Below are 23,834 nucleotides of genomic sequence, written 5' to 3'. Positions count from 1 at the left end.
GCTGTGGCTCGAAGAAAGCGGCATTTATCCCCTGCTAGAAATTCGCCCGAAAGAAGGGAATTATGACTACCGCAACGCAGCCTCAACAGTTTGAAGCTTGGAAGGGATTTGAGTCCGGTCCGTGGACCGAGGGCATCAACGTCCGCGACTTCATCCAGCGCAACTACACGCCGTACGACGGCGACTCCAGCTTCCTGGCGGGTCCGACCGAAAAGACCAAGCGCGTCTGGGACACCCTGGAAAAGAAGTACCTGTCCGTCGAGCGCAAGCAGCGCGTCTACGACGTTGACACCCACACCCCGACCGACATCGACGCCTTCCCGGCCGGCTACATCTCAGAGGACGACGACGTTATCGTCGGTCTGCAGACTGATACCCCGCTGAAGCGCGCCATGATGCCGTTCGGTGGCTGGCGCATGGTCAAGCAGGCTATCGGCGAAGCGGGTAAGGAAGTAGACCCTGAGGTGGAGAAGATCTTCACCCGTTACCGCAAGACCCACAACGATGCGGTCTTCGATATCTACACCCCGCGCATCCGCGCTGCTCGTTCATCACACATCATCACCGGCCTGCCGGATGCTTACGGCCGTGGCCGCATCATCGGCGACTACCGCCGTGTCGCACTTTATGGTGTGGATTACCTGATCGAGGAAAAGCAGGCTTCCCGCGATTCCGTCGCAGATGCTGGCTTCTCTGAGCACTGGGCACGCTTCCGCGAGGAGCACTCCGAGCAGATCAAGGCCCTGAAGAAGCTCAAGAAGATGGCCGAGTCCTACGGCTTCGACATCTCCCAGCCGGCCAAGACCGCTCACGAGGCAGTGCAGTGGACCTACTTCGGCTACCTGGCTTCCATTAAGTCCCAGGATGGCGCCGCAATGTCCATCGGCCGCCTGTCCGCCTTCTTCGATTGCTACTTCGAGCGCGACCTCGCCGCTGGCATCATCACCGAGGAAGACGCCCAGGAGATCATTGACTCCCTGGTTCTCAAGCTGCGTATCGTTCGCTTCCTGCGCACCATCGACTACGACCAGATCTTCTCCGGCGACCCATACTGGGCAACCTGGTCCGACGCTGGCTTTGGCAACGACGGCCGCCACATGGTCACCAAGACCTCCTTCCGTCTGCTGCAGACCCTGGTAAACCTTGGCCCATCACCTGAGCCGAACATCACCATCTTCTGGGATCCGAAGCTGCCAGAGGGCTACAAGGAATTCTGCGCCCACATCTCCATTGAGACCTCCTCCATCCAGTACGAGTCTGACCGCCAGATTCGTGAGCAGTGGGGCGATGACGCCGCAATTGCTTGCTGTGTCTCCCCGATGGAAGTTGGCAAGCAGATGCAGTTCTTCGGCGCTCGTGTGAACGCCGCAAAGGCTCTGCTCTACGCCATCAACGGTGGCCGCGATGAGGTATCCGGCAAGCAGGTTGTCGAAGGCTACGAGCCCATCAAGGGCGACGGCCCGCTGGACTTCGATGAGGTATGGCAGAAGTACGAGGAGATGCTGGACTGGGTTGTTGGCACCTACGTTGAGGCCCTCAACATCATCCACTACTCCCACGACAAGTACGCCTACGAGGCAGTCGAGATGGCGCTGCACGATTCCAATATCGTCCGCTCCATGGGCTGCGGCATCGCCGGCCTGTCCATCGTCGCCGACTCCCTGGCTGCTATCAAGTACGCTAAGGTCACCCCGGTACGCGACGAGACCGGCCTGATTACGGACTACATCACCGAAGGTGAGTTCCCGTTCTACGGCAACGATGACGACCGCGCCGATGATATCGCCGCTACCATTGTCCACACCGTGATGGAAAAGATTAAGGCCATCCCGATGTACCGCAATGCCATCCCAACCCAGTCCGTGCTGACCATTACCTCGAACGTGGTCTACGGCAAGGCAACAGGCGCCTTCCCGTCGGGCCACAAGGCCGGCACGCCGTTCTCCCCAGGCGCTAACCCTGAAAACGGTGCTGACAGCCACGGCATGGTTGCTTCCATGCTGTCCGTCGGCAAGCTGGATTACAAGGACGCCTTGGACGGCATCTCGCTGACCAACACCATTACTCCTTCCGGATTGGGCCGCACCCCAGAAGAGCGCATCAATAACTTGGTGGGCGTTCTGGATGCCGGCTTCATCATGGAGAAGTAAAAACCACTAACCCCCTCAACCATCTCGAAAAGGAGAAAATCATGGCAACCCCAACTTTCGAAGACCGCATGTCAGCAATGAAGGCAAACCGCGATGCACACCAGATGAACTCTGGTCTGTACCACGCAAACATCAACGTGCTGGACAAGTCCACCCTCGAGGACGCCGTTGAGCACCCAGAGAAGTACCCGAACCTCACCGTTCGCGTCTCTGGCTACGCTGTCAACTTTGTCAAGCTGACCAAGGAGCAGCAGCTCGACGTTATCTCCCGCACCTTCCACCAGGGTTCCTAATCATGGCAGATGGCGTTACTGGTGTCGTTACCCTCTCTCCTGAAGAAGGAGAGCGAGTCCGCGGCGCGGCCGCGGGCCTGGGAAATGACGCTCAATTCGATGACATTACCCGCCCCGAACTCATGGAGGCGCGCCGTACCGGCGATATTGCCCTCGTGCACTCTTGGGAGCTCGTGACCGCCGTCGATGGCCCGGGTACCCGCATGACGATGTTCATGTCCGGCTGCCCACTGCGCTGCCAGTACTGCCATAACCCAGACACCTGGGAGATGAAGACCGGCACGCTGGAGCGGGTCGAGGATGTGGTCAAGCGCATTAAGCGTTATAAGCCAATCTTCAACGCTTCCGGTGGCGGTCTCACCATCTCCGGTGGTGAACCCCTCTTCCAACTTTCTTTCACGCGCCGCGTGCTCAAGGAAGTTCACGATGCGGGCATCCACACCACCATCGATACTGCCGGTTATCTCGGTGCGCGTTTGCGTGACGAGGACCTGGACAATATCGACCTCGTGCTTCTCGACGTCAAGTCGGGCGACGAGGAAACCTATCGCAAGGTCACTCAGCGCGAACTCCAGCCCACGCTGGACTTCGGCGACAGGCTAAACAAGATGGGCAAGGCGGTGTGGATCCGCTTCGTGGTGGTGCCAGACCTCACGGACTCGCCAGAGAACGTGGAAAATGTGGCCAATATCGTGGCGCGTTGGAAATCCAACGTTGAGCGCGTTGAGGTCCTGCCTTTCCACAATATGGGCAAGGACAAGTGGGATAGCTTGGGCATGAACTACCAGCTAGCTGACACGAAGCCACCAAAGCCGGAGGATGTGGAGAAAATCCGCGACGTCTTCCGCTCGAAGGGCTTGGAAGTCTACTAGCCTGGGAGGACATGACCTCCTATCGCCGCTTCGGCCACACAATTAAAGAGCACCACCTAGAAGTCCCGTGGGATTATTCCAATCCCCACGGGACTTTTGGGCTTTACGCCCGCGAAATAATCCCTCCCGGCGGAGAGGACCTGCCCGCATTGCTCTACTTGCAGGGCGGTCCTGGTTTCCCGGCGCCCCGGCCGCTGGCGCCTACGGGGCTGATTGGCAAGGCGCTGGAGCGCTACCGCGTTATCCTCATGGACCAGCGCGGCACCGGCCGCTCGCACCGCATTGATGCGCTTAGCCCGGCCGCAGAGCGCACTGCAGAGCACTTGGCGTTGCTGCGCCAGGACAATATCGTCCGCGATGCCGAGCGCCTGCGCGAGCACCTCGGACTCGAGAAATGGTCGCTGTTCGGCCAATCCTTCGGCGGCTTTTGCATCACCGCCTACCTTTCCCAGGCGCCCGAGCGCGTCGAGCATGCTTTCTTCACCGGCGGCATTCCCACGTTGAAGGGTGCGGACGAGCTCTACCGCGCTACTTTCAGCAAGCTCAAGGCCCGCCAGCAGCGTTTCTACCGCGAATTCCCGTGGGCACAGGGCCGTATCGAGGAGATCATTTCCCACCTGGACAATTCAGATGAGCGGCTTCCTACCGGTGAGCGCCTGTCCGCGCTGCGCTTTCGTACCATCGGCATTGAGCTCGGCCGCGGCACCGGCTTTGATTCGCTGGCCTATCTGCTGGAGGAGCCCTTCCGCACCGTGGCGGGGGAGAAGCGGTTGCGGGGTGATTTCCTGGCGGACGTCGGCCAGCGCGTGAGCTTTGCGGACGCTCCGTTGTACGCCGCAATCCATGAGTCGATTTATGGAGGCGCCGGTGGCCAGGCCGCTACGAACTGGGCGGCGCACCGCGTGCGCGAGGAATTTCCGGAGTTTGCTGAGGGCGGCACCTGGCTGACCGGCGAGCACATTTTCCCCTGGCAGTTCGACGAGGACCCGGCCTTGCACGCGTTTGCCGACGCCGCCCATGGTCTTGCCCGCCACGAATTCTCCCCGCCCTATGCGTTGGGCGAGGTGCCGTCTACGGCCGCGGCCATCTACGTCGATGATCTTTTCGTCCCGCTCGAGGAGTCCTTGGCTACGGCCGCGCCCCTGGGAGACCTGCGGCCGTGGATTAACAATGAATTCCAGCACAACGGCATCCGCGAGGATGGTGCGACCATCTTGGGGAAGCTCTTTTCGCTTATTGACGATCACTAGCATTTCGCTATTTCCTATGCGAAAATATTAGTGATCATCACGACATTTAGGGAGATTCAATGATTGCCACCATAGTAATAGTTTTTATTCTGCTGATTATCTTGGGAACGCTTTTCGATGGCTATTTCATCGTTCGCACTCGCGAAGCTGCCATTTTGGAGCGCTTGGGCAAATTCCAAAAGGTGGCGCATGCTGGCCTGCACTTTAAGATGCCGTGGGTGGACCGTGTACGCGATAAGATTTCGCTGCAGGTGCGCCAGCTGGATGTGATGGTGGAGACCAAGACGAAGGACAATGTCTTCGTCCAAATCCCTGTTGCCGTGCAGTACGAGGTAGTCCAGGGGCGCGAGCGCGAGGCGTACTACATGCTCTCCAATCATGAGCAGCAGATTGTGGCCTACGTCCAGGACAATGTTCGTTCCTCCGTAGCGAATATGAACCTAGATGATTCCTTCTCCTCCAAGGACACCATCGCCCGCAATGTTGCGGCCTCTCTGCGCGACAACATGGCCGAGTACGGCTGGAATTTTGTCAACACCTTGGTCACCGATATTCGCCCCGATTCCCGGGTGCGCGAATCCATGAACTCCATTAACGCGGCCCAGCGCGAGCGCGAGGCGGCCGTCGCCCAGGCAGAGGCTGAAAAGATCCGCGTGGTCAAGGAAGCTGAGGGTGCAGCCGAGGCGAAGAAGCTGCAGGGCCGCGGCGTCGCCGACCAGCGTAAGGAAATCGTCGAGGGTATTGCCCAGCAGTACGAGATGCTTCGCGACGCCGGCGTGGAAGAATCCCCCGAAGCCCTCATGCTGGTTTCCCAGTACCTCGACGCAATGGTCGACGTCTCCCACAACGGACAGGCGTCCGTTCTTTACATGCCTTCCAACCCGCAGGGGATGGGCGATCTTTTCAGTGGCATGCGCGATGTGCTCATGGCCAACCGCGCCCTCGACTCCGCCGAGGAGCCGTCGCAGCGCCGTCGCCTGCAGCCTAAGAAGCCTTCCCGTGCCGAAGAAATCGAGCGCGAATCTAAGCGACAGGCCGAACGCGCTAAGCGCGAAGCCATCGCCGCTTCCCAGCGCGCTGAGCAGCAACGCTCCGAGAACCAGCAGGCAGAGCCGCAGCCGCAGCAGGGCCCGCACTCCACTGCGCAGCCCCAGGCTGCCCGCGAGTATTTCCAGCAGCTGCGCGAGCAACTAAAAAACGAGGAGTAGCCCTGAGCATCGATAACCTCTTTGATGCCTATACCGCGCAGCGTGGCATAACCCGCCGCGCGGAGGTGATCCCCGATCACGAGTGTCAGGTCTTCGCCACCGACGGCCATCCTGATTCCGACCGTGATGCGTTAAGCGCCGCGCGCGACCTTGTCCACGATATTCTTATGGCCGATGACACGCCGAGTAGCGCTACCTCGCAGAGGCAGCGCTAACGGACCCAGCGGACCTTGCCATTGACCCGGGCAAGGCGCCCGCGCAGCGGCGGGGCATTTGGATCATCCTGGTTGACTCCGTTGTGGTAGGGGCAGCACACGGTCAGGTTTTCCATGTTGGTCAACCCGCCGTGCTTCCACGCCTTGAGGTGATGGATCTGGGCCTTGTCCGCCGGGTGATTGCACGGCGGCCACGGGCAGGTGGGATTTTCGGCCGCTGCCATCTGGCGCTGTTTCTCGGTGGCGTAGCGCGATGTGCGATACAGGTTGACTGGACCCTTGACGGGGTGGATAAGCGTGGCGAGGCCGTGCTCGGTGAAGGTGCGCTCGACGAGCTCGGCGCCGGAAATGGTGGCGCCATTGGTAAGGCGCAGCGTGACTTCTTCGCCGTCACCGTCCAGGATTTGGTCTAGGGCGTTGAGCGGGATGATGACGTTGGTGGTGGTGCGCGCGGAAGGCGCGCCGGTGCCGCGAAGGAGGTCGCGGAGGGAATCGAGTGGGCGGTCGGGGTCGAGCGCGGCGTCGAATTCAGCAAGGAAGGCCGAGGGAGCGGTAATCCGCATAGTCCATGGGCCGTTCGGGCGGCGAAGGAGTTGGATGCCTTCGCGGGGAGGCATGCGGCGCGGGCGAAGTTCGCGCAGGCGTTGCTTGGCGCGGCGGGCGATTTCAGAAGCCGGCCCGCGCAGGCGGCACAGCTCCACGCGTAGGTTCCACGCCTCACGCTTAGTGCGCACCCGGGAGACGTATTTTTCAATCAGCTTGAGTGTTACGAGGTCGTGGTGGCGGGCGGCCGCGATTGCGTGACGTTGCTTGCGGCTGAAGCCGGTCGGGCCGAAGTAGACCGCGGCCAGCGCGCGGAGGTCGCCGGCCTCGACGTCCGGCAAGCCCATCTCGAGAAGGGCGCGCTCAGACATGCCGTGGGCCTCGGCGAGGATGTCCATCGCCGAGGCAATATGGGTGGCATAGGCCTTAAGTGCGCTCATGGCTGCAACTTTAAGCAGCGCCGGCGGGGAAGCCGAGGCGAAGACGTCCGCAGCTGTGGATAACTTGTTTAAGCGTCAACTGCCCCAGTGGGCCGCAATGGCAAATAGATACGAAACGAGCATGCGCTTAATCTCTACAACCACGGCGTCAAAGTCGCCTGGGTCGCCCGCAGTTGCGTAATTGAGCTGCGAGACCACGCTGTGGATAAGGAAGCCGGCCAGGTCAATGCGTTCGTCATCGCTCATGGATGGCGCGAGCGGGGAGAGGATTTCTGACAAGGGGAAAAGCAGCTGACGCTCGGTATCTGCGGCCGTCGCGCGGGTGGCGGGGGTGGATTGTACAGCATGCCACACGGCGCGCCGGGAGGGATCCTCGCGCCACATGCGCGCCAGGTGATCGATGGTTTCATCCAGCACATCGGGCCACTGCACGTCCGGGTCGCGGCGGGAAAAGCGCTCGATTTCGGCCCGGCTGGCGGCCGTGTCTTGGCGGTCGAGCTCGCATACGAGCACGTATTTATTGGCAAAGAACTGATACAGCGTGCCGATGGGCACCCCGGCGCGGTGGGCGACTTCGTCGACGGTGAAGGATTCAAAGCCGACGTCGACAAGCACGGCGCGGGCGGCCTGCAGAATGCGCTCGAAGCGCTCGCGACTGCGCGCCTGCGCTGGCCGACGCCGCGGTAGCAGAATCTCTCCCACGCGCTAGCTAAGTCCCTTCATCACGCGGGCGACGTGGCCGGTGGCCTTGACGTTGTAGTGCGTCTGGCCGATGGTGCCATCCGGCTCGACCAGGAAGGTGGAGCGGATAACGCCCTGGACCATCTTGCCGTAGTTCTTCTTCTCCCCAAACGCGCCGTAGGCGGTCATGACGGACTTATCCGGATCCGAAAGCAGCGGGAAGTTCAGCTCGTGGTCCGCGCGGAACTTCGCCAGCGCCTCCGGCTTATCTGGCGAGATGCCTACGACGGCAATATTGAGATCATTGAGCTGTTCCAGGGAATCGCGGAAATCGCAGGCTTCCTTGGTGCAGCCCGGGGTATTGGCGCGGGGGTAGAAGTAGACGAGTACGCGCTGGCCTGCGTAATCGGCGAGGGAAACGGTGTTTCCGGCGTCGTCGGCAAGCGCAAAAGCAGGGGCGGTATCTCCAACGTTCAAACGGTTTTCAGTCATGGTTTCCACCTTACTTACCGCCCGGGCTGCACGCTTTTGGGGCGGCGGGGTAGAATGACCCCGTTAAGAGCGAACCTAAGTTAAGAGGAGAACTTCGTGGCACGCAATATTGAAGACATTCAGCGCGATATCGAGCGCACCCGCCGCCAGCTGGCCGGCACCCTGGACGAGCTGGCACAGCGCAGCAAGCCGCAGAACTTTGCCAACGAGGCTAAGACCGCGGCCACCGATAAGCTGCAGGACCGCAACGTGCAGATGGCCCTGGGCGGCGTCGGCGCCGCTGTGGTTGGCCTGATTGCTTTCTCGGTCTTCCGCTCTCGCCGCCGCAAGAGCGACCTGAAGGAGCTGCAGCGCCTGCTGTCCGAGCGCCACTAATTGCGAAGTCCCCGCACACCGCGGGGACTTTTTTCGTAGGCTGGGTTGGGATGAAGACACCAATCCCTTTTTATTTGCAGGAAATCCTCACCAAGGTGCGCGATAATCGCGACGGCGCCGTGGCGGACTATATTCCGGAGCTGGCTAAGGCGGAACCCGAGTATCTCGGCGCCGCGATGTGCACCACCACCGGCCACGTTTATTCTGCGGGCGATGATGAGGTGGAATTTACCCTTCAGTCCTTGTCCAAGCCTTTTGTTTATGCGCTGGCTCTCCAGGAGCTTGGTCTTTCCGCGGTGCGCGGCATCGTGGGCATGGAGCCTTCGGGCGAGGCCTTCAACGAGCTTTCGCTCAATCGCGATGACCATCGGCCGGTCAACCCGATGATTAATGCGGGCGCGATTGCGGTCACGCAGCTGATTAATGGCGTGGATTCGGAGCCTGCCGCGCGCGTGGAGCGCCTGCGCACCTACTTTTCGCGGCTGGCGGGACGCGATTTGCTTATCGACGACGTCATGCGTTCCTCCGAGCTGGAAGTCAGCGAACGTAACCTCTCGCTGGCGCACATGTTGCGCAATTACGACATCATCCAGGACGAGGCACACGATGCGGTGTCAACGTATATTGAGCAGTGCTCGATTGTGGTGACGGTACGGGACTTGGCCGTGATGTCGGCCACGTTGGCCAATGGTGGCGTGCAGCCGGTGACGGGGGACAAGATTCTCGATGCGGACGTGTGCCGGTTGACGCTATCGGTAATGAGCTCGGCTGGCATGTACGACGGCGCCGGCCGGTGGATGGCCGAGGTGGGTATCCCGGCGAAGTCGGGCGTTTCGGGTGGCCTGCTGGGCACGCTGCCGGGCCAGCTGGGCGTGGCAACATTCTCGCCGCGGCTGAACAAGGAAGGCAACTCGGTGCGCGGGGTGGATGCGTTCAAGCTGCTGTCGAAGGACATGGGCCTGCATCTGATGTCCACGGACGAGCGCTACGGCGTGAACCCGGTGCGCAAAGTGGAGCAGGATGCGGAGCTGACCGTGATCTATCTGCAGGGCCTAATCAACTTCAACGCGGCCGAGACTATCTTGTACGAGTTGATGGAGTCGGATTTTGGCGAGGGCACGGTGGTGCTCGAGCTATCGCATATTACGGGCACGAACCGCATGGGCCGACGCATGCTGAAGGAGGGGCTGCGCCGAATTCGCGAGTCTGGCTTCGATATCGCCATCGTGGATCCGGATGGAGAGCTGGAAGATCGCACCATGTCGGACGGAACCGAGGTACCCAAGGGTGAGCCGGAAGACTACGCGATCAACGGTGAACCCGTTTAGGTTTGGGTTACCTTACTTGGTCAGGTTAGGATGTCCTATGTAAGGCTCTTCGCGGCTGCCGCGAGGGCATCCAACGACCAAGGACTAAAAATGGCTCATACCCCCTTCAAGGTGATGGCGGTTGTGGCGGCGTCGGCAACCGCGCTCGTCGGCTGCGGCGCGGCCGAGGAAGTAACCGGCGGTGCCAGCGGCGAAGCCGAATTTTCCTTCACCGATATCACCGGCCGTGACGTGGAACTGGATAAGGCTCCCGACCGCGTGATTTTGGGGGAGGGCCGGTCGCTTTTTGCTACCGGCGTACTCAATACCGATAATCCGCTGGACAAGGTCGTTGGCATCGGCACGGATCTCAAGCAGAACGTGCCGGATTACTACAACGCGCTGGAAAAGGAGCTGCCCTCCGTCAACGAGGTTCCGGAGATTGGCGGCTTCACCAAGGGCGATGTCACCGTGGAAAAGCTCGTGAGCTTGGATCCGGATCTCATCGTGCTGTCGCTGGATCAATACGATGCTTCCCGCGAAGCGGGCCTGACCGACAAGATGGAGCAGGCCGGCCTGAAGTATGCGGTGACCGATTTCCGCCGCAAGCCGCTGGAAAATACCCCGAAGACCATGGATATTTTCGGTGAAATCTTTGGGCAAGAGGACCGAGCCGAGGAGTTCAACGCGGATTGGCAAAAGACCGTGGACTTGGTGGAGGACCGCGCGGAGAAAGTTAAGGATAAGCCGCGGACCTTCGTCTGGCGTTCGGCCGGCGTTTCCGATTGCTGCGGTTCGTGGAACGATTCCAATATCTCCCAGCTGGTTAACGCGGCCGGCGGCGAGAATATTGCCGATGAAGTCATCCCGGGCGAGTCCGGCACAATCACCCCGGAAAAGGTCCTAGAAGCCGACCCGGACATGATCATTGCCACCGGTGGCGATTGGTCCGATATGAAGGATGATGAGGGTCACCCAGTCGGCTATGCGGCCGTCGGTTATGGCATCGATGAAAAGGAAGCCAAGGGCAGTGTGGCTAAGCTGCCGGGCAAGCAGGCCGGCTTCGATAAGCTGCGCGCGGTCAAGGAACACCACTTCCACAGCATGTGGCACCAGTTCTATGATTCGCCGTTTAATTACCTAGCGCTGCTGCAGGTCGCCGAGTGGATTGATCCGGAGGCGTATGCCGATGTGGACGTCGCCAAGCAGTGGATGGACGCGCAAGAAAAGTACTCGCCGGTCTCTGGCGAGGGAACCTTCTTTAGCACCAACTAATGGAGGGCGCAGAGGTAGCCGCGCTAGCGCGGCAGCATAAGAAGTTAACGTGGCAACGCATCGGTATTGTGGCGGGCCTGACGCTGATTGCGGCCGTGGCTTTTATCATCAGCAACTTTGTGGGCGCGATTGATATCAGCCCGGGCGAGGTCATGAAGGGCATCGTGAATCCCGCGGGGCTGGATGACCAGACGCGCACGGTACTGTGGCAGCTGCGCCTGCCTATGGCCGTGATGGCCGTGCTCATCGGCATGGCGCTGTCTTTGGCCGGCGCAGAGATGCAGACCATCCTCAATAATCCGCTGGCCGAGCCTTTTACCCTCGGCATTTCTGCGGCCGCCGCGTTTGGCGGCGCCAGCTCCATCGTGCTCAAGTGGCAGCTGATTGCGCAGCCGCAGTTTAACTTGGCGCTGGTGGCGTGGCTTGCGGCCGCGGTGGCTACGGCCATTATTGTTATCGCGGCCGTCATCCGCGGCGCGAAGGCAGAGACTATGGTGCTGTTGGGCATCGGCTTGGTATTCTTCTTCCAAGCCATGCTGGCGCTTATCCAGTACCAGTCCTCGGCCGAGGCGCTGCAGCAGATCGTCTTTTGGTCCATGGGTTCTCTTACCCGCGCCAATTGGGCGGCCAACGGCGTGCTGGCGGCCGTGCTGATTATCGCCCTGCCCATTTTGTGGGCGCTCGGCTGGCGCCTTACTGCCTTGCGGCTTGGTGACGCCCGCGCTACCGCCATGGGCATCAATACCTCCCGCCTGCGCGTTGTGGTGCTCATCGTGGTCTCGCTCGTTGCGGCGACTACCGTGGCCTTCGCGGGCATCATCGGCTTCATTGGCTTGGTGGGCCCGCACATCGCCCGCATGTTGGTGGGTGAGGATCAGCGTTACTTCCTGCCGGCCTCCATGGCGGCGGGCGCGGCCGTGATGTGTGCCGCGCATGCGGTGAGCCTGATGATTAAGCCGGGCCTGGCTATTCCCATTGGCATTGTTACCTCGCTTCTGGGCGTGCCATTCTTCATTGCCATCGTCATGACCCGAAGGAGGGCATTGTGGACGTAGAACTGACTATTTCCGGGCTGAGTGCGGCCTATGGCAAGCACCGCGTGCTGGAGTCCGTGGATGTGGAAAAACTCCACGGCGGGCAGTTGGTGGGCCTGTTGGGGCCGAATGCCTCCGGCAAGACCACGCTTATCAAGTCCCTGGCCGGCGTGCACCGCGGCTGCGATGGTGAGGTGGATTTCCGCGTCGATGGCACGGCCCCGCGCGGCAAGCGTCGCCGGCAGCTCATCGGCTACGTGCCGCAGGATCTCACGAGCACGGCCGCGCTGCGGGCGTTTGAGGCCGTGCTGATTTCTGCGCGCCGTGAGGCCTGCGAGGACCCGATTACGCGCACCGGTGAGGTGCTGCACTCGCTAGGCCTGGACGCGATTGCCTCGCGCTACCTCAATGAGCTTTCCGGCGGCCAGCGCCAGCTGGTGGCGGTGGCGCAGATGTTGGTGGGCAACCCAGGCCTGATGCTTCTCGACGAACCCACGTCCGCCCTCGACCTGCATCACCAGATCTTTGTATTGGATGAGGTGCGTGCCAAGGCGAAGCGCGACGGCAGCCTAGGCCTAGTGGCCATCCACGACATCAACCTGGCTGCGCGCATGTGCGACCAGCTGGTAGTGCTTAAGAAGGGCCATATTCGCGCTCAGGGCGCGCCGTCGGACGTTCTCACGGGGGAGCTCGTGGAAGGCGTGTATGGGGTAGAGGCGGACGTCGTCCAGCATGGCGGCGCTCCACTCATTGCCCCGCTGCGGGTGAGGTAGTACAAGGCCGGGCAAGTGCCCGGCCTATTTTTTATTTTGTGCTCCATTAGGGAATTGAACCGATTTGAAAGCAACAAGGAAGGTCCCGCAAGTCGATATAGTTTTGACGAGAAAATCTTGGTGGTGGGTTGTTGTTGGGCCATTATTCCGTGAGTATGCCAGCAACTAGCAGAAATGAGTGTAAGAAAGATTTTCCCGATGGGTTACCAGACGGGAATACTATTTATGTATTCGTAGACGGCGCTTTACTCAGCGTTGACGATGGAAAAAACTACTCATCATTAATAGTGCAGGATTGGAGGAATCAAGCATAGGTAATGGTGCTCTAATCTATTGCGTAGGTCGCTGCAAGATCGAAGTTTCCTGTGGCGCTACCTGTCCTCTGAAGAAAACTCGTTTAGCTGCAATAGAGCGTGACAGTTGGGGCTAAGGGTCAGTGAGCGTTGCTTAGCTGGACAAGTACTATCAGTTTGTTCTTAAAGGCAGCCGTTACGGAAAGCGCTTGCCCCTGCAGGTACATATTTTCTGGAAACAATTCGCTACGCCGTCATGTGGGTTAGGGGTTCTGCGTACATGGATGACAAGGCTGGGTTGACAGGCGGAATAGCTGTAAAATAGGAAAAGGCTCTTGACTTAACAGCCTGCGGGCAAAGAAGGAATTAAAAGAAGGGGAGGCTGTACTCCTTGCCACCCTGCCCAATTCTTAGCAGGACCAGAAACGTACCCGTATGGTTGAAGCAAGACTAGGTTCTGATTCCTTGGCCAATCCAGCCAGGAACAGTGATTTAATTTATATGGGGCCATCCTAGTGAACGATTGAAATGTTCCAGAATCTCTCATTTACTCCAACGGAACAAAGCCCGGGGCACTTCACTGGATGATGGAAAACGCAGAACCTTACATGTACTGCGCTCTAATTCTGGGGGTAATCGAGCATTATCAGTGAGCATCAACAAAAATCCAGAGCTTTAGTTTAGTGCCAAAGCTAGTCTGGTTGAGTGCGATTAGTTAATACGCTTAAGTTCTGGTCCAACCAAAATATCAAACCTTGTCGTAAGGCTGTGTCGAAGGAAGTAGGGAGCACGGTTGAGAATCTTCGACTGGTTGATGAAGACATCAACAGGCAGCTTTCCGAAGAGACGGTGACAGGAAATTCCATTACCAACCGCGCGACGCTGTTACTCACTACGGCCGTTATCTTCGTGGGTGTCTCAAATAAGAATCCCCAATTAGGATATGGCGAAATTATTAGTTCTGCTTTCGGCTTGCTTGCTTCAGTCTCCGCCGTGTTGACTCTCTTTTCACGAAAATCTGTACGGGACACTTCGATCGAAGCTCTAGTTAAAGTTGCGGACCAGGTAGGTGAACTTGAGTTACGAGGAAAGATCCTTGCAGCTAAGTATCGAACACTCACTGAGCGCAGAGGTGCTCATAAAAATCAGTTGTTCTGGCTCAGATTTGGCTACGGTTCTCTGCTCTTAGCCGTTCTAGCTGCTATGCTGCCGGTACTACTGGGACGATTCTGAAGGAGGAGCTATGTCTGACAGTGAGAACGAATCGCCTTGTCCATCGATAACTGAGATGCTAGGCGATCCTCCGGAAATGACGGAGAAGATCTTCCTGAATAACTCACAGAAGCCTGAGCTGAAGGCTGTACTGAGAAGCGCGGCGCTTCGGGAGAAGTAAAAGTTTCCACCGATTTTTCCATCGGCGAATAATAGACGCTATAGTTTGGTATTCGTCGCTTATTGGTTCTCTCTGTAAAGGATATCTCGTGAAGAAACTAACCACCGTTGCGTGCACTGTTGCTCTCGCTTCAGTCTTGTCCAGTGTTCCAGCACAAGCAACAACATTTGAGCGTTTGGGGGATGCTTGTGAGATTAGTTTTACCGTTTCCGAGCGCAAGCTTTACGCGTTTGACCAGATAGTTTTTACCAAGGATGAAGCACCGCTGGTCAAATCGGAGTTTTCCAAGTATTTATCTTGGTCCGAAAATTCGCTCGCGGAGGCCGAAGAAGGCTCTGAAGAAGCGAAGAGGTCCGAGGCCGAAATCGCTATCGCCAAGAGTGTCTTGAATCATGTTGAAGAGTGTGTAGCTGTACCTGTTGAAGAAGATGAGGATCCTGCTGACGTGGAAGCGCAAAAGTCCAGTTCCTCCACCCCCTGGATCGCCGCTCTTTTTGGTTTGGGTGGTGCTGTTATCGGTGGTTTGGTTACGGCATTCGGTATCGTCCCAGCCTTGAAAGACATGCTCCCATCTATTCTTAGCCGATGAAATGTCCCAAAAGGGGATGCGGGCATTTTTAGGAATATTCAGAGAAGCAGCTTGCGTCGGCTTTGATTGATGCTTAAACCGCCGAATTCAAGCTTGATTTTTTCGTTCGTTATAGAAGTCGACATATTCATGAATCGCCTTCCCTAATTCCTGGTGATAGGGCTATATCAGGCCCATAGAACATCTCGTTTTCATTCGGCTAAACAATCCCTCGCACGTCGAATTGTCGGGTGAGTATCTTTTCTTCGATATTAACCGAACAAGACCAATGTCTTGGGAGGCTTGGATCCAACTATTACCTCGATAGTGGCGACCCCGATCGGAATGGATCACTAATCTTGTCGGATCAGCAGGCGCATCATTTTCAATCGCCTGTGCTAAGCAGTCGTCTGCAATCTACTGACTGAGATGACAACTCGTTGCTGCTCCCACGATCCTTTCCGTCGAAACAATCCACCAACGCTGAGAAGTAAATTTACCCGTATTCAGCAGGAAACTTTGAAATATCCGTCAACCACAGCAGCCCAGGCTTGTCAGCATGAAAATTCCGTTTCACCAATTTTGGTGGGGCACCTGAAATCTCCCAGCGATACGACGAATAACGAGGCTTTTTCTTAACATAGCGCACCGTTTGCCCTTCGGCCGAAATGATTCGGCGCACCACTTTCTCGTTGACCTTGATTCCCGATTGTTTCAATTGATTTTCATACACGACGATAGCCATAGCTGAATCCGGAGTCTTTTACGATTTGGTAATTTTCTCGGTCGGCGCCGCATACTTTGAAGAACTCTTCAAAGATTTGAACTGATAATAGAAACTAGAAGACGATAGCCCGACGGGGTCAAGCAGCAGTGGAATAGGAAAAGCAGACCGTAACGCATCGACCACAATCGTCTTGAGTCTGTTACTGAGATTGGTTGGCTCGATGCTGTCGTCTTTTTATTTCTGCCAGCTCTTTCTCTTCGAATACTTCCGACGCCTTAAGTCGTTACGCATTCGAGTATCGAATGTTAGACATGCAGAAAACCTTCAAGATTTCGTCCGCACCTCCTTGGTACTTAGCTCCTTGCTTGGTGCCTAGGCGAAAAAGTGAAAATGCCCGTCTAAACTGAAAGTGTCAGTTTAGACGGGCGTCAGTGCGCCATCAGGGAATCGAACCCCGAACCCACTGATTAAGAGTCAGTTGCTCTGCCAATTGAGCTAATGGCGCATTGTTGACTTCCTGCCGTGTGGCTCTCTGTGCAACGAGTAGATACTCTAGCAGCCATTCTTGAAAAGTGTAAAATCGCCTGGTCATCGCATGTTTTTAGGAGTGTATAACGAATTGGTTAATGCCTGAAGTGGCTTCTGGTAATTGCTGGAGCGAGACGCTAATCTAAATTGGTCTTTGAAAGCAGCAAATACGTGTCTAAGGGCAACTCAGTGAAACATTCCCTCCCTATTGCGCGCCGCCTCATCGCGGCCGCGGGCGTTGCGTGCATTTCCCTAGCCGCCGCCTCCTGCTCCTCTGATTCCTCTGCCGAGGATCAAACCGCTGACCAAGAATCCACCGTCGCCGCGAGCGCGAGCGGCGCGAAGGATGGAGGCAAAGAGTCCGAAAAGAAAAAGGACGGCCTGAAGGTTTCCGTAAAGGACGGGGCGCAGGACGTAGACCCGTCGAAGCCGGTAACGGTGGAGACCAACGGCAAGCTCAAGAGCGTCACCATGACCAATGAAGTGGGCGTGGAAGTCAAAGAAAAGCTCTCCAAGGACGCCAAGACGTGGTCTACGGCGGAGGACTTGGGCTATAACCACACCTATTCCATCGTCGCCTCCGATGTGGATGGCAACAAGAAGAACCTAAGCTTTTCCACCCCGCAAGCAGCGGGCGTAGCCGAAGTCTCGCTTACTCCGATCCCGGACTCTGAGGTGGGCGTAGGCCAGGTTATTGGTGTGAACTTTGGTGTGCCGATTACGGACCGCAAGGCGACCGAGAAGACCATTACTGTGACCACTAACCCTGAGGTCAAGGGCGCTTTTTACTGGGTCAATAACCAGGAGGTGCGCTGGCGTCCAAAGGAGTATTGGGAGCCAGGCACCAAGGTTGAGGTGAAGGTGGACCAGTACGGCAAGGCCCTAGGCGGCGGAATCTATGGCGGCGAGAACGCCAAGACCAATTTCACCATCGGTGACCGCACCGTGGCGATTATCGATAACGCCACCAAGACCATGAAGGTCTTTAAGAATAAGAAGTTCTTGCGCGCCATCCCGGTCTCGCTGGGTCGCGATTATCAGTACGATACGCCAAACGGGCGCTACATCATCGGCGATGAGCACCCGCAGCTGCTGATGGACTCCGAGACCTTCGGCCTTTCCCACTCCGCGGGCGGCTACCGCACAATGGTGGACTGGGCTACCCAGATGTCCTATTCCGGCATCTATGTCCACTCCGCTCCGTGGTCCGTGTGGGCGCAGGGCAATACCAATACTTCCCATGGCTGCATTAACGTGACGCCGGAGGCTGCCCAGTGGTTCCAGGAGACGATGAAGCGTGGCGACGTGGTGCGCGTGTTCAATACCTACGGTGAAACGCTTAATGCGATGGACGGCCTGGGTGACTGGAATATGTCCTGGGACGAGTGGTCCAAGGGCAACGCGGATGCCAATCAGTAGCGCCTAATCGCGGCGCAGGCGATGAGCGCATGGCTACAGTGGTGGCCATGCGCTTTTCTGTTTTAGACCGCGGGGCGGCCGGCCCGCTGGACCAGGTGGCTGAGCACGCGCGGCACGTGGAGAGGCTTGGTTTCCGGCGATTTCTCGTGGCCGAGCACCACGGCGTGCCAGTAATTCCGGCGGGGCAGCCGGGGATGTTGGCGGCCCACGTGGCGGCGCACACGCAGCGCATTCGGGTAGGCACGGCCGGCATCATGCTGTTAAACCATCCGCCGTTTCTGGTGGCCGAGCAGATAAACCTCCTCGAGGCGCTGTATCCCGGGCGCATCGATATTGGAATTGGTTCCTCAGTCGGCTTTACTGGCCCGGTGCGCCGGGCGCTGCGCCAGGCCGACCCGGCCGAGGTAAAGCAGCGCTTTGAGGAGGAGCTGGCAACACTGTTGCGCTACCTGCGCGGCGAGGAAGCGGTGACGGTGCGGCCGGAGTATGCGGGCACGCCTATTTACGTGTTGGCGGGCTTTCGCTCGGCCATGGTTGCGGCCAAGATGGGGCTCGGCGTCATCTTGGGTGGTCCGGTGGCCACGCAGGAGGCGGCCGCGCGGGTGTATCGGGAGCATGCGCTTGCCGACGCCCCGCCTATCATCTCCTCGCTCAATATCGCCGTTGCCGATACGACTGCGGCCGCCCGTGATCTGTTGCTACCGGAGGCCTATGCCAAGGTGCTTGCGCAATCCACCGGCGAGTTCGCGGCCCTGCGGCCTGCAGGAGAGCTGGACATGGATGCGCTGACGGGGCAGCAGCGCCGGCGCATTGAGGAAGCGCTCGCCCATGACGTGTGGGGAACGGTGAAGGAAGTGGGGGAGGAACTAAGGGGCGTCGGCAAGCGGCTGGGCGTAAGCGAGTTTGTGGTGACCGGAGATATGCCAGATGTGGCCGGTCGGGCGCGCTCGGAGGAGCTGCTGGCGAGCCTGCAGGTGGAAAACTAAAAAGCCCGAGCGCAAAGCTCGGGCACTTGGGGTGGCTGACGGGACTCGAACCCGCGACACCCAGGATCACAACCTGGTGCTCTACCAGCTGAACTACAGCCACCATCGCTGCGTGAAAGCAACGAGATATAGGTTAACTCACGCCGTCTAAATTACAAAAACGCCTGGTAATCTGCGGTGGTTTCGGCCTTGATCTCCTCCGCCTCGGGGGAGGTGGGGCCCTCGTCGGTGCGGAAGACGCTGCGGCGGTAGAAGTCCAACTCGCGGATGGATTCGATGATGTCCTGTAGTGCGCGGTGGGCCATGCCCTTATCGGGCTGGTTGAAGTAAGCGCGCGGGTGCCACCGGCGGGCAAGCTCCTTGATGGTGGAGACGTCGATCATGCGGTAGTGCAGGGCGCTATCGAGCCGCGGCATATAAGTGCGGATGAAGGTGCGATCCGTGGCGATGGAATTGCCGGCCAGGGGAGCGGGGTGCTCCGGATCGCAATGCTCATTGATGAGCGCGAGTACGGCATCCTCGGCTTCTCCAATGGAGGTGGTGGACTCGCGGATTTCCTTATCCAGCCCGGACTTAGCGTGCATCTGTGTAACAAAGGAATCCATCTGTGCCAGCTCATCCTCGGTGGCGTGGACGACGAGGTCGATGCCTTCGCCCAGGATGTTGAGGTTGCCATCGGTGATGACGGCAGCGACCTCAACGATGACGTGGCGCTCGGGGTCGAGGCCCGTCATCTCCAAATCGATCCAGACGAGGCGGTCGTGTTTTGCGGCTATCTCGGAATGTGGCATGCGGCCCATTCTACGCCCGCGTGCTTTTACCCCTGTATGGGGTACGAGACGGGCTGCCCTGGAAGGGTGATTACTGCTGGACAACGCAACCTTTTGGAAAATGTGGCGCTGTGCTGCATAAAATTAACCAGTGATTTGCCTCACTCGAAGATGTGAGTTAGGGCATACTCTGGTTAATCGCTCTTCATTCGGGAGGTGCGACAGACTTAGGAGAGACCAGATGGCAAACTTCCTCGATGCCCTCAATACCGTAATTTGGTCCCCCGTCTTGGTGTTTTTATGCCTCGGCGCGGGTATTTATTTCACCGTGGTGACACGCGGCCTGCAGGTGCGCTGCATCCCGGACATGCTCAAGCAGATCGTTAACGGAGAAAAGTCCGCAGATGGCGTGTCTTCCTTCCAATCCTTGATGGTCTCGCTCTCCGGCCGCGTGGGCGTGGGCAATATCGCCGGCGTGGCCACAGCCATCGCCTTCGGTGGGCCGGGCGCCGTGTTCTGGATGTGGGCAGTGGCGCTTTTGGGCTCGTCCACCTCGTTCATCGAAAGTACGTTGGCGCAGATTTACAAGGAGAAGGACCAGGACACCGGTGAGTACCGCGGCGGGCCCGCGTATTACATCGAAAAGGCCTACAAGCACACTAAGGCGGCGCCTTTCATGGTGGTCTATGGCATCGTGTTTGCCGTCGCCATGATCTTGGCTACCAGCTACTTCTTGCCTGCCATCCAGGCCAATGCGGTGGCCGCCGCGGCCGATACCGCCTGGGGCATCAACTCCACCTGGGCAGCCGTCGTCTTGGCGGGCATTCTGGCCATCATCATTATTGGCGGCGTGAAGCGCATTGCGACCTTCGCCACCATTGTCGTGCCATTCATGGCGGTCATTTATATCGTGATTTCCGTGGTGGTCATGTGCATGAATTTCTCGCAGATTCCGGAGGTCTTCGGGCTCATCTTCAGGTCCGCATTCAATATGGAAGCCGGATTCTCCGGCATGCTGGGCGCGGCCATCATGTGGGGTGTTAAGCGCGGCATCTACTCCAATGAGGCCGGCCAGGGTACCGGCCCGCAGTCCGCTGCAGCCGCCGAGGTCTCTCACCCTGCTAAACAGGGCTTCGTGCAGTCCTTCGCGGTGTATGTCGATACGCTCTTCGTCTGCTCGGCTACCGCGTTCATGATTATTTCTACGGACATGTACACCGTCTTCCGCGGCAGCTCCGAGGACGGCGAAGTGGTCTACAACGGCTCGCTTCCTGATGGCGTCGAGGTCGGCCCTGGCTACGTGCAGTCCGGACTCGATAGCGTCTTCGCCGGCTGGGGCCCAACCTTCATTGCCGTCTCCATTGCCTTCTTCGCCTTTACGACAGTCCTGGCGTACTACTACATGTCTGAAGTTAACCTGACTTACTTCAACCGCTGGGTCCGCTCCCGCACGGCCCGCCGTGGTCTGATTTGGGTCCTGCGCGCGCTGATTATTGTTTCTGTCGTGGTTGGCGCCACCACCACTCCGGGTGCGGCGTGGGCGCTGGGCGATATCGGCGTCGGCACGACGGCATGGCTCAATATCATCGCCATCCTCTTCCTGCAGGTCCCTGCCATCAAGGCACTCAAGGACTATGAAAAGCAGAAGAAGGCCGGCAAGGATCCGCAGTTCGACCCAGAAGCTTTGGGCATTAAGAATGCGGACTTCTGGGTGGAGCGCAAACGAGCACGCGGCGAGGGCAGCGTGCTCAAAAACAAAGACAAGGACTTAGAAGGCGCCGGGGCCTAGCCCATCTTGGCGTAGAAGCTGCCTACCAGCGGTGCAATCACCGGGGTGGGCAGCACCTGGCTGAGGGTATTCATCGCCTTAGATAGCGGGCCGGGCACCACGCGGCGCTGATTGCGGCGCATGGCCTCGATGGTTTCTTGGGAGCAGGACTCGTAGGTGGTCCACAAAAAGTCCGGTACCACCTTGTCCACGATCGACTGGTCTTCCTCTGCGATGGTGGCCTCACGCACGGGGCCGGGGGCGAGCAGGGTGCACGAGACACCGGAGCCCTTCAGCTCGTAGTGTAGGGCCTCCGTAAACGCATTGACGCCCGCCTTGGTGAAAACGTAGGTGGCGTTATTAGGGATGGGGATATTGCCCGCGGCAGAGCCGACATTACAGATAGCGCCGCTGCGGCGAGGCAGCATTTGCTCCAAGGCGGCTCGCGTGAGGTGGTGGACGGCAGTTCCGTTGAGCTCGAACTGCGTCGTCTCGTACGACCAGTCTTGGTCCATGAAGGGGCCGAAGCTGGCGATGCCGGCGGAATTGACCAAAATAGACACCTCGCGGGTGGCGATGGTCTCGGCCACTCGGGCGACGTCGTCAGCTACCGCTAGGTCCGCCGGCAGGGCAATGGCCTCGATATTATGGCGCTGCTCGAGATCGGCGGCGATGGACTCCAGGACCTCGCGGCGGCGGGCCACAAGGATGACGTTATATCCCAGTGCTGCGAAATCCTGCGCCATTGCCTTGCCAATGCCTTGGCTGGCGCCTGTAACGAGGGCATAGGACGTGCGGGAAGGGGCGGGAAGTGACATGGTTAAGCCTTTCCGGAGTGGGGGCATGGTGAGTCCTAGCGTAAACAAAAAGCCTTGAAGCGGCGAGAAACTCGGCGCCTCAAGGCTTTCGCGCGGTGCCCCCAGCAGTGTCTGAGTTCATGACATATTTGACAGTCTGTGCCTGAGGGAACCGTCGTGATGCTTGACAGATCAGCCGCTACATATTTGACGCTTAGGGCTACCTTACCGTGTCGGGTGATGCTTGACTGGTGAGTCGGGACATGTTTGACACTATGAACAGTCCTAACCGCAATATGGCCATTGTCAAAGCCCTACGCCATCAAGGCCGCAATCCAGTGGCGTCGAAATAAAGTGCGGTCATTCAGGGCCTAAGGCACCTTCTAGAGCCCAAGAGGGAAAGGGCTCCGCCCGTCAGGCGTAGGTGTTCTTACGGCGTCTTGGTACTGCTGCTTGGAACAGTTTGTCCTGGCAGTTCGCGCCCGATCGAAGAAACCGGCACCCCAGAACAAAAAGCAACTGGAATGCCGGTTTGTCAACGATGTCCCGACTCATCTGTCAAACATGTCGCGACTCATGACACGGTGCCCCCAGCAGGATTCGAACCCGCGACACATGGGGTAGAAACCCACTGCTCTAATCCACTGAGCTATGGGGGCTTACAACGCACTCATAGTAGCCCACGAGGGCGAGGAAACCTAAGCCAGGGTGCGCTGCGGCGAGCGCAGGATGTCCACCAAGTCTTGGGCAGCTGCGGTCAGCTCGCGATCCGTGCGGTAGGCCACGATGGCGTAGTAGCGCGGCAGGTCATCAGCAATGGGGCGGGTGATGATGCCGTGCGGCTGCACAGTAGGTGCGCAATTGGGCACGATGCTAACACCCAGTCCGCTGGAGACCATGGGAATTGCGCTATTGAGGCTGGCGACCTCCTGGGTCTTTTCCGGCTTGAGGCCCGGGCGGCTATTCCACAGGTCGTGGTAGAACTCGGCCAGTTCCGGAAGTTCGCGGCTGCGCGGTGGGACAAGCCAAGTTTCCTTCTTCAGCTCGGCGAGGGAGACGGGGGATTCCAACTCGGCGAGGCGCTGGGGAAGGGCGACGGAGTAATCGAACGTGGCCACCTGGTGGACGGTGAGCTCGGGGGAGTAGCGGCGAATGAAGGCCTTCGGATCGGACGTCGGCAAGAGCGCTAGGTCCACCTGGCCATCCAGCAGGTGCTTGATAGCGGTGGCCGGTTCGGCGTCGTCCAGCGAGATATTGGCGGTGGGGTAAATCCGCTTGAGCTCGGCCAGGGCGGAAGGGGTAAATTCCCAGTTCAAGATGGCGCCGGAGGCTAGCGACACGGTGCTTGCCTTGTCGCCGGTGATTTCGCTGATATGGCGCTGGGTTTCGCTCAGCAGGGCATCAACCTTGACGGCCGTTTCGTAGACATAATCGCCAGCCTCAGTGGTGGAGACACCGGAGCGACCGCGCGAGAGCAGCTGGGCGTTGAGCTCCTTTTCTAGCTTCCGGATGGAAAGGCTCAGAGATGGCTGGGTCATATCGAGGGATTCGGCAGCGTGCGTGAAGGAGCCATTGTCTACAACGGCGCGAAAATAAAGAAGTTGACGGGTGTCCATAAGCTCCATAATGACACATGTAAAGACAAAATGTGTGTTAGGTGAGAAACTAGGTGGCGCT

General features: G+C 58.6%; 24 protein-coding genes and 3 tRNA genes. 17 read left to right on the top strand and 10 right to left on the bottom strand.

Annotated features, from left to right (window positions below; genetic code table 11):
- The first annotated feature begins 62 nt into the window (after positions 1-62).
- From pflB to QP884_RS03470, 6 genes are all read left to right on the top strand, one after another.
- Positions 63-2,150: a formate C-acetyltransferase gene (pflB, locus tag QP884_RS03495; protein WP_204611090.1), complete on the top strand. Its 2,088-nt coding sequence runs from the start codon at positions 63-65 to the stop codon at positions 2,148-2,150.
- 41 nt (positions 2,151-2,191) lie between these two features.
- On the top strand, positions 2,192-2,443 hold the full coding sequence (grcA2, locus tag QP884_RS03490) for an autonomous glycyl radical cofactor GrcA2 (protein ID WP_005323969.1): 252 nt from the start codon (positions 2,192-2,194) through the stop codon (positions 2,441-2,443).
- Positions 2,444-2,445: 2 nt separating this feature from the next.
- Positions 2,446-3,315 carry a pyruvate formate-lyase-activating protein gene (gene pflA, locus QP884_RS03485; protein ID WP_284820730.1) on the top strand — a complete coding sequence of 290 codons (870 nt, stop codon included), beginning with the start codon at positions 2,446-2,448 and terminating at the stop codon, positions 3,313-3,315.
- An 11-nt stretch (positions 3,316-3,326) separates the two neighbouring features.
- The gene (locus QP884_RS03480) at positions 3,327-4,565 is read left to right on the top strand and encodes an alpha/beta fold hydrolase (protein WP_284820729.1); all 1,239 of its coding nucleotides are present in this window, start codon (positions 3,327-3,329) and stop codon (positions 4,563-4,565) included.
- Positions 4,566-4,624: 59 nt separating this feature from the next.
- Positions 4,625-5,773 carry an SPFH domain-containing protein gene (locus QP884_RS03475; protein WP_284820728.1) on the top strand — a complete coding sequence of 383 codons (1,149 nt, stop codon included), beginning with the start codon at positions 4,625-4,627 and terminating at the stop codon, positions 5,771-5,773.
- A 65-nt stretch (positions 5,774-5,838) separates the two neighbouring features.
- Entirely contained in the window at positions 5,839-5,988 is a 150-nt protein-coding gene (locus QP884_RS03470) for a hypothetical protein (protein WP_284820727.1), read from the top strand.
- Here the strand turns inward: QP884_RS03470 and QP884_RS03465 are convergent.
- The 3 genes from QP884_RS03465 to bcp all read right to left on the bottom strand — a co-directional run bounded on the left by QP884_RS03465 (position 5,985) and on the right by bcp (position 8,144).
- A complete protein-coding gene (locus QP884_RS03465; protein ID WP_284820726.1) occupies positions 5,985-6,971 on the bottom strand; it encodes an HNH endonuclease signature motif containing protein in 987 nt (328 codons plus the stop codon). The genes QP884_RS03470 and QP884_RS03465 overlap by 4 nt on opposite strands.
- Positions 6,972-7,046: 75 nt before the next feature.
- Positions 7,047-7,673: a TetR/AcrR family transcriptional regulator gene (locus QP884_RS03460; protein ID WP_284820725.1), complete on the bottom strand. Its 627-nt coding sequence runs from the start codon at positions 7,671-7,673 to the stop codon at positions 7,047-7,049.
- A 3-nt stretch (positions 7,674-7,676) separates the two neighbouring features.
- Positions 7,677-8,144, bottom strand: coding sequence for a thioredoxin-dependent thiol peroxidase (bcp, locus tag QP884_RS03455; protein WP_284820724.1), 468 nt, complete (start codon positions 8,142-8,144; stop codon positions 7,677-7,679).
- 96 nt (positions 8,145-8,240) lie between these two features.
- Here bcp and QP884_RS03450 point away from each other — a divergent pair, with 96 nt between their 5' ends.
- The 8 genes from QP884_RS03450 (at position 8,241) to QP884_RS03415 (ending at position 15,183) form a co-directional block, all read left to right on the top strand.
- Positions 8,241-8,519 carry a DUF3618 domain-containing protein gene (locus QP884_RS03450; RefSeq protein WP_005323988.1) on the top strand — a complete coding sequence of 93 codons (279 nt, stop codon included), beginning with the start codon at positions 8,241-8,243 and terminating at the stop codon, positions 8,517-8,519.
- Between the two features lie 50 nt (positions 8,520-8,569).
- On the top strand, positions 8,570-9,847 hold the full coding sequence (locus QP884_RS03445) for a glutaminase (protein WP_284820722.1): 1,278 nt from the start codon (positions 8,570-8,572) through the stop codon (positions 9,845-9,847).
- 90 nt (positions 9,848-9,937) lie between these two features.
- Positions 9,938-11,101: an ABC transporter substrate-binding protein gene (locus tag QP884_RS03440; protein ID WP_284820721.1), complete on the top strand. Its 1,164-nt coding sequence runs from the start codon at positions 9,938-9,940 to the stop codon at positions 11,099-11,101.
- Positions 11,101-12,156: a FecCD family ABC transporter permease gene (locus QP884_RS03435; protein WP_284820719.1), complete on the top strand. Its 1,056-nt coding sequence runs from the start codon at positions 11,101-11,103 to the stop codon at positions 12,154-12,156. Before QP884_RS03440 ends, QP884_RS03435 begins: the two co-directional genes overlap by 1 nt.
- Positions 12,147-12,908 carry an ABC transporter ATP-binding protein gene (locus QP884_RS03430; RefSeq protein ID WP_204611104.1) on the top strand — a complete coding sequence of 254 codons (762 nt, stop codon included), beginning with the start codon at positions 12,147-12,149 and terminating at the stop codon, positions 12,906-12,908. Before QP884_RS03435 ends, QP884_RS03430 begins: the two co-directional genes overlap by 10 nt.
- Positions 12,909-13,906: 998 nt before the next feature.
- A complete protein-coding gene (locus QP884_RS03425; RefSeq protein ID WP_284820718.1) occupies positions 13,907-14,434 on the top strand; it encodes a hypothetical protein in 528 nt (175 codons plus the stop codon).
- A 10-nt stretch (positions 14,435-14,444) separates the two neighbouring features.
- On the top strand, positions 14,445-14,594 hold the full coding sequence (locus QP884_RS03420) for a hypothetical protein (RefSeq protein WP_284820717.1): 150 nt from the start codon (positions 14,445-14,447) through the stop codon (positions 14,592-14,594).
- 88 nt (positions 14,595-14,682) lie between these two features.
- Positions 14,683-15,183 (top strand): hypothetical protein, encoded by a 501-nt coding sequence (locus QP884_RS03415; protein ID WP_284820716.1) that lies wholly within the window; start codon positions 14,683-14,685, stop codon positions 15,181-15,183.
- A 475-nt stretch (positions 15,184-15,658) separates the two neighbouring features.
- Here QP884_RS03415 and QP884_RS03410 read toward each other — a convergent pair whose 3' ends face one another.
- A complete protein-coding gene (locus tag QP884_RS03410) occupies positions 15,659-15,907 on the bottom strand; it encodes a hypothetical protein (protein WP_284820714.1) in 249 nt (82 codons plus the stop codon).
- A 414-nt stretch (positions 15,908-16,321) separates the two neighbouring features.
- A tRNA-Lys gene (locus QP884_RS03405) sits at positions 16,322-16,394 on the bottom strand.
- Positions 16,395-16,606: 212 nt separating this feature from the next.
- Here QP884_RS03405 and QP884_RS03400 point away from each other — a divergent pair.
- The gene (locus QP884_RS03400; protein ID WP_284820712.1) at positions 16,607-17,836 is read left to right on the top strand and encodes a L,D-transpeptidase; all 1,230 of its coding nucleotides are present in this window, start codon (positions 16,607-16,609) and stop codon (positions 17,834-17,836) included.
- 29 nt (positions 17,837-17,865) lie between these two features.
- Positions 17,866-18,822: an MsnO8 family LLM class oxidoreductase gene (locus tag QP884_RS03395; protein WP_284820711.1), complete on the top strand. Its 957-nt coding sequence runs from the start codon at positions 17,866-17,868 to the stop codon at positions 18,820-18,822.
- 27 nt (positions 18,823-18,849) lie between these two features.
- On the opposite strand, the gene QP884_RS03390 is transcribed toward QP884_RS03395, so the two are convergent.
- Positions 18,850-18,925 (bottom strand) — tRNA-His (locus tag QP884_RS03390).
- 49 nt (positions 18,926-18,974) lie between these two features.
- The gene (gene orn / locus QP884_RS03385) at positions 18,975-19,622 is read right to left on the bottom strand and encodes an oligoribonuclease (protein WP_005327280.1); all 648 of its coding nucleotides are present in this window, start codon (positions 19,620-19,622) and stop codon (positions 18,975-18,977) included.
- A gap of 211 nt (positions 19,623-19,833) precedes the next feature.
- On the opposite strand from orn, the gene QP884_RS03380 reads away from it, so the two are divergent.
- The gene (locus QP884_RS03380; protein ID WP_284820710.1) at positions 19,834-21,381 is read left to right on the top strand and encodes an alanine/glycine:cation symporter family protein; all 1,548 of its coding nucleotides are present in this window, start codon (positions 19,834-19,836) and stop codon (positions 21,379-21,381) included.
- Here the strand turns inward: QP884_RS03380 and cmrA are convergent.
- The 3 genes from cmrA to QP884_RS03365 form a co-directional block, all read right to left on the bottom strand.
- Entirely contained in the window at positions 21,378-22,178 is an 801-nt protein-coding gene (gene cmrA, locus QP884_RS03375) for a mycolate reductase (RefSeq protein ID WP_284820709.1), read from the bottom strand. The two genes, QP884_RS03380 and cmrA, sit on opposite strands and share 4 nt — an antisense overlap.
- 564 nt (positions 22,179-22,742) lie before the next feature.
- Positions 22,743-22,816, bottom strand: a tRNA-Arg gene (locus QP884_RS03370).
- 39 nt (positions 22,817-22,855) lie between these two features.
- Positions 22,856-23,773, bottom strand: coding sequence for a LysR family transcriptional regulator (locus tag QP884_RS03365; protein WP_284820708.1), 918 nt, complete (start codon positions 23,771-23,773; stop codon positions 22,856-22,858).
- Positions 23,774-23,834: the final 61 nt, after the last annotated feature.

It is taken from the genome of Corynebacterium tuberculostearicum (genome assembly GCF_030229345.1).
Classification (GTDB): domain Bacteria; phylum Actinomycetota; class Actinomycetes; order Mycobacteriales; family Mycobacteriaceae; genus Corynebacterium; species Corynebacterium tuberculostearicum_G.
This window is presented reverse-complemented; position numbering and strand designations above follow the sequence as displayed.

Bases quoted from the DNA above. Each gene is read 5' to 3' on its own strand.
- QP884_RS03395 (WP_284820711.1), top strand. From the start codon at position 17,866: ATGGCTACAGTGGTGGCCATGCGCTTTTCTGTTTTAGACCGCGGGGCG.
- grcA2 (WP_005323969.1), top strand. From the start codon at position 2,192: ATGGCAACCCCAACTTTCGAAGACCGCATGTCAGCAATGAAGGCAAAC.
- QP884_RS03445 (WP_284820722.1), top strand. From the start codon at position 8,570: ATGAAGACACCAATCCCTTTTTATTTGCAGGAAATCCTCACCAAGGTG.
- QP884_RS03475 (WP_284820728.1), top strand. From the start codon at position 4,625: ATGATTGCCACCATAGTAATAGTTTTTATTCTGCTGATTATCTTGGGA.
- orn (WP_005327280.1), bottom strand. From the start codon at position 19,622: ATGGGCCGCATGCCACATTCCGAGATAGCCGCAAAACACGACCGCCTC.
- QP884_RS03380 (WP_284820710.1), top strand. From the start codon at position 19,834: ATGGCAAACTTCCTCGATGCCCTCAATACCGTAATTTGGTCCCCCGTC.
- QP884_RS03410 (WP_284820714.1), bottom strand. From the start codon at position 15,907: ATGGCTATCGTCGTGTATGAAAATCAATTGAAACAATCGGGAATCAAG.
- QP884_RS03480 (WP_284820729.1), top strand. From the start codon at position 3,327: ATGACCTCCTATCGCCGCTTCGGCCACACAATTAAAGAGCACCACCTA.
- bcp (WP_284820724.1), bottom strand. From the start codon at position 8,144: ATGACTGAAAACCGTTTGAACGTTGGAGATACCGCCCCTGCTTTTGCG.
- QP884_RS03435 (WP_284820719.1), top strand. From the start codon at position 11,101: ATGGAGGGCGCAGAGGTAGCCGCGCTAGCGCGGCAGCATAAGAAGTTA.
- pflA (WP_284820730.1), top strand. From the start codon at position 2,446: ATGGCAGATGGCGTTACTGGTGTCGTTACCCTCTCTCCTGAAGAAGGA.
- pflB (WP_204611090.1), top strand. From the start codon at position 63: ATGACTACCGCAACGCAGCCTCAACAGTTTGAAGCTTGGAAGGGATTT.
- QP884_RS03365 (WP_284820708.1), bottom strand. From the start codon at position 23,773: ATGGACACCCGTCAACTTCTTTATTTTCGCGCCGTTGTAGACAATGGC.
- QP884_RS03440 (WP_284820721.1), top strand. From the start codon at position 9,938: ATGGCTCATACCCCCTTCAAGGTGATGGCGGTTGTGGCGGCGTCGGCA.
- cmrA (WP_284820709.1), bottom strand. From the start codon at position 22,178: ATGTCACTTCCCGCCCCTTCCCGCACGTCCTATGCCCTCGTTACAGGC.
- QP884_RS03420 (WP_284820717.1), top strand. From the start codon at position 14,445: ATGTCTGACAGTGAGAACGAATCGCCTTGTCCATCGATAACTGAGATG.
- QP884_RS03465 (WP_284820726.1), bottom strand. From the start codon at position 6,971: ATGAGCGCACTTAAGGCCTATGCCACCCATATTGCCTCGGCGATGGAC.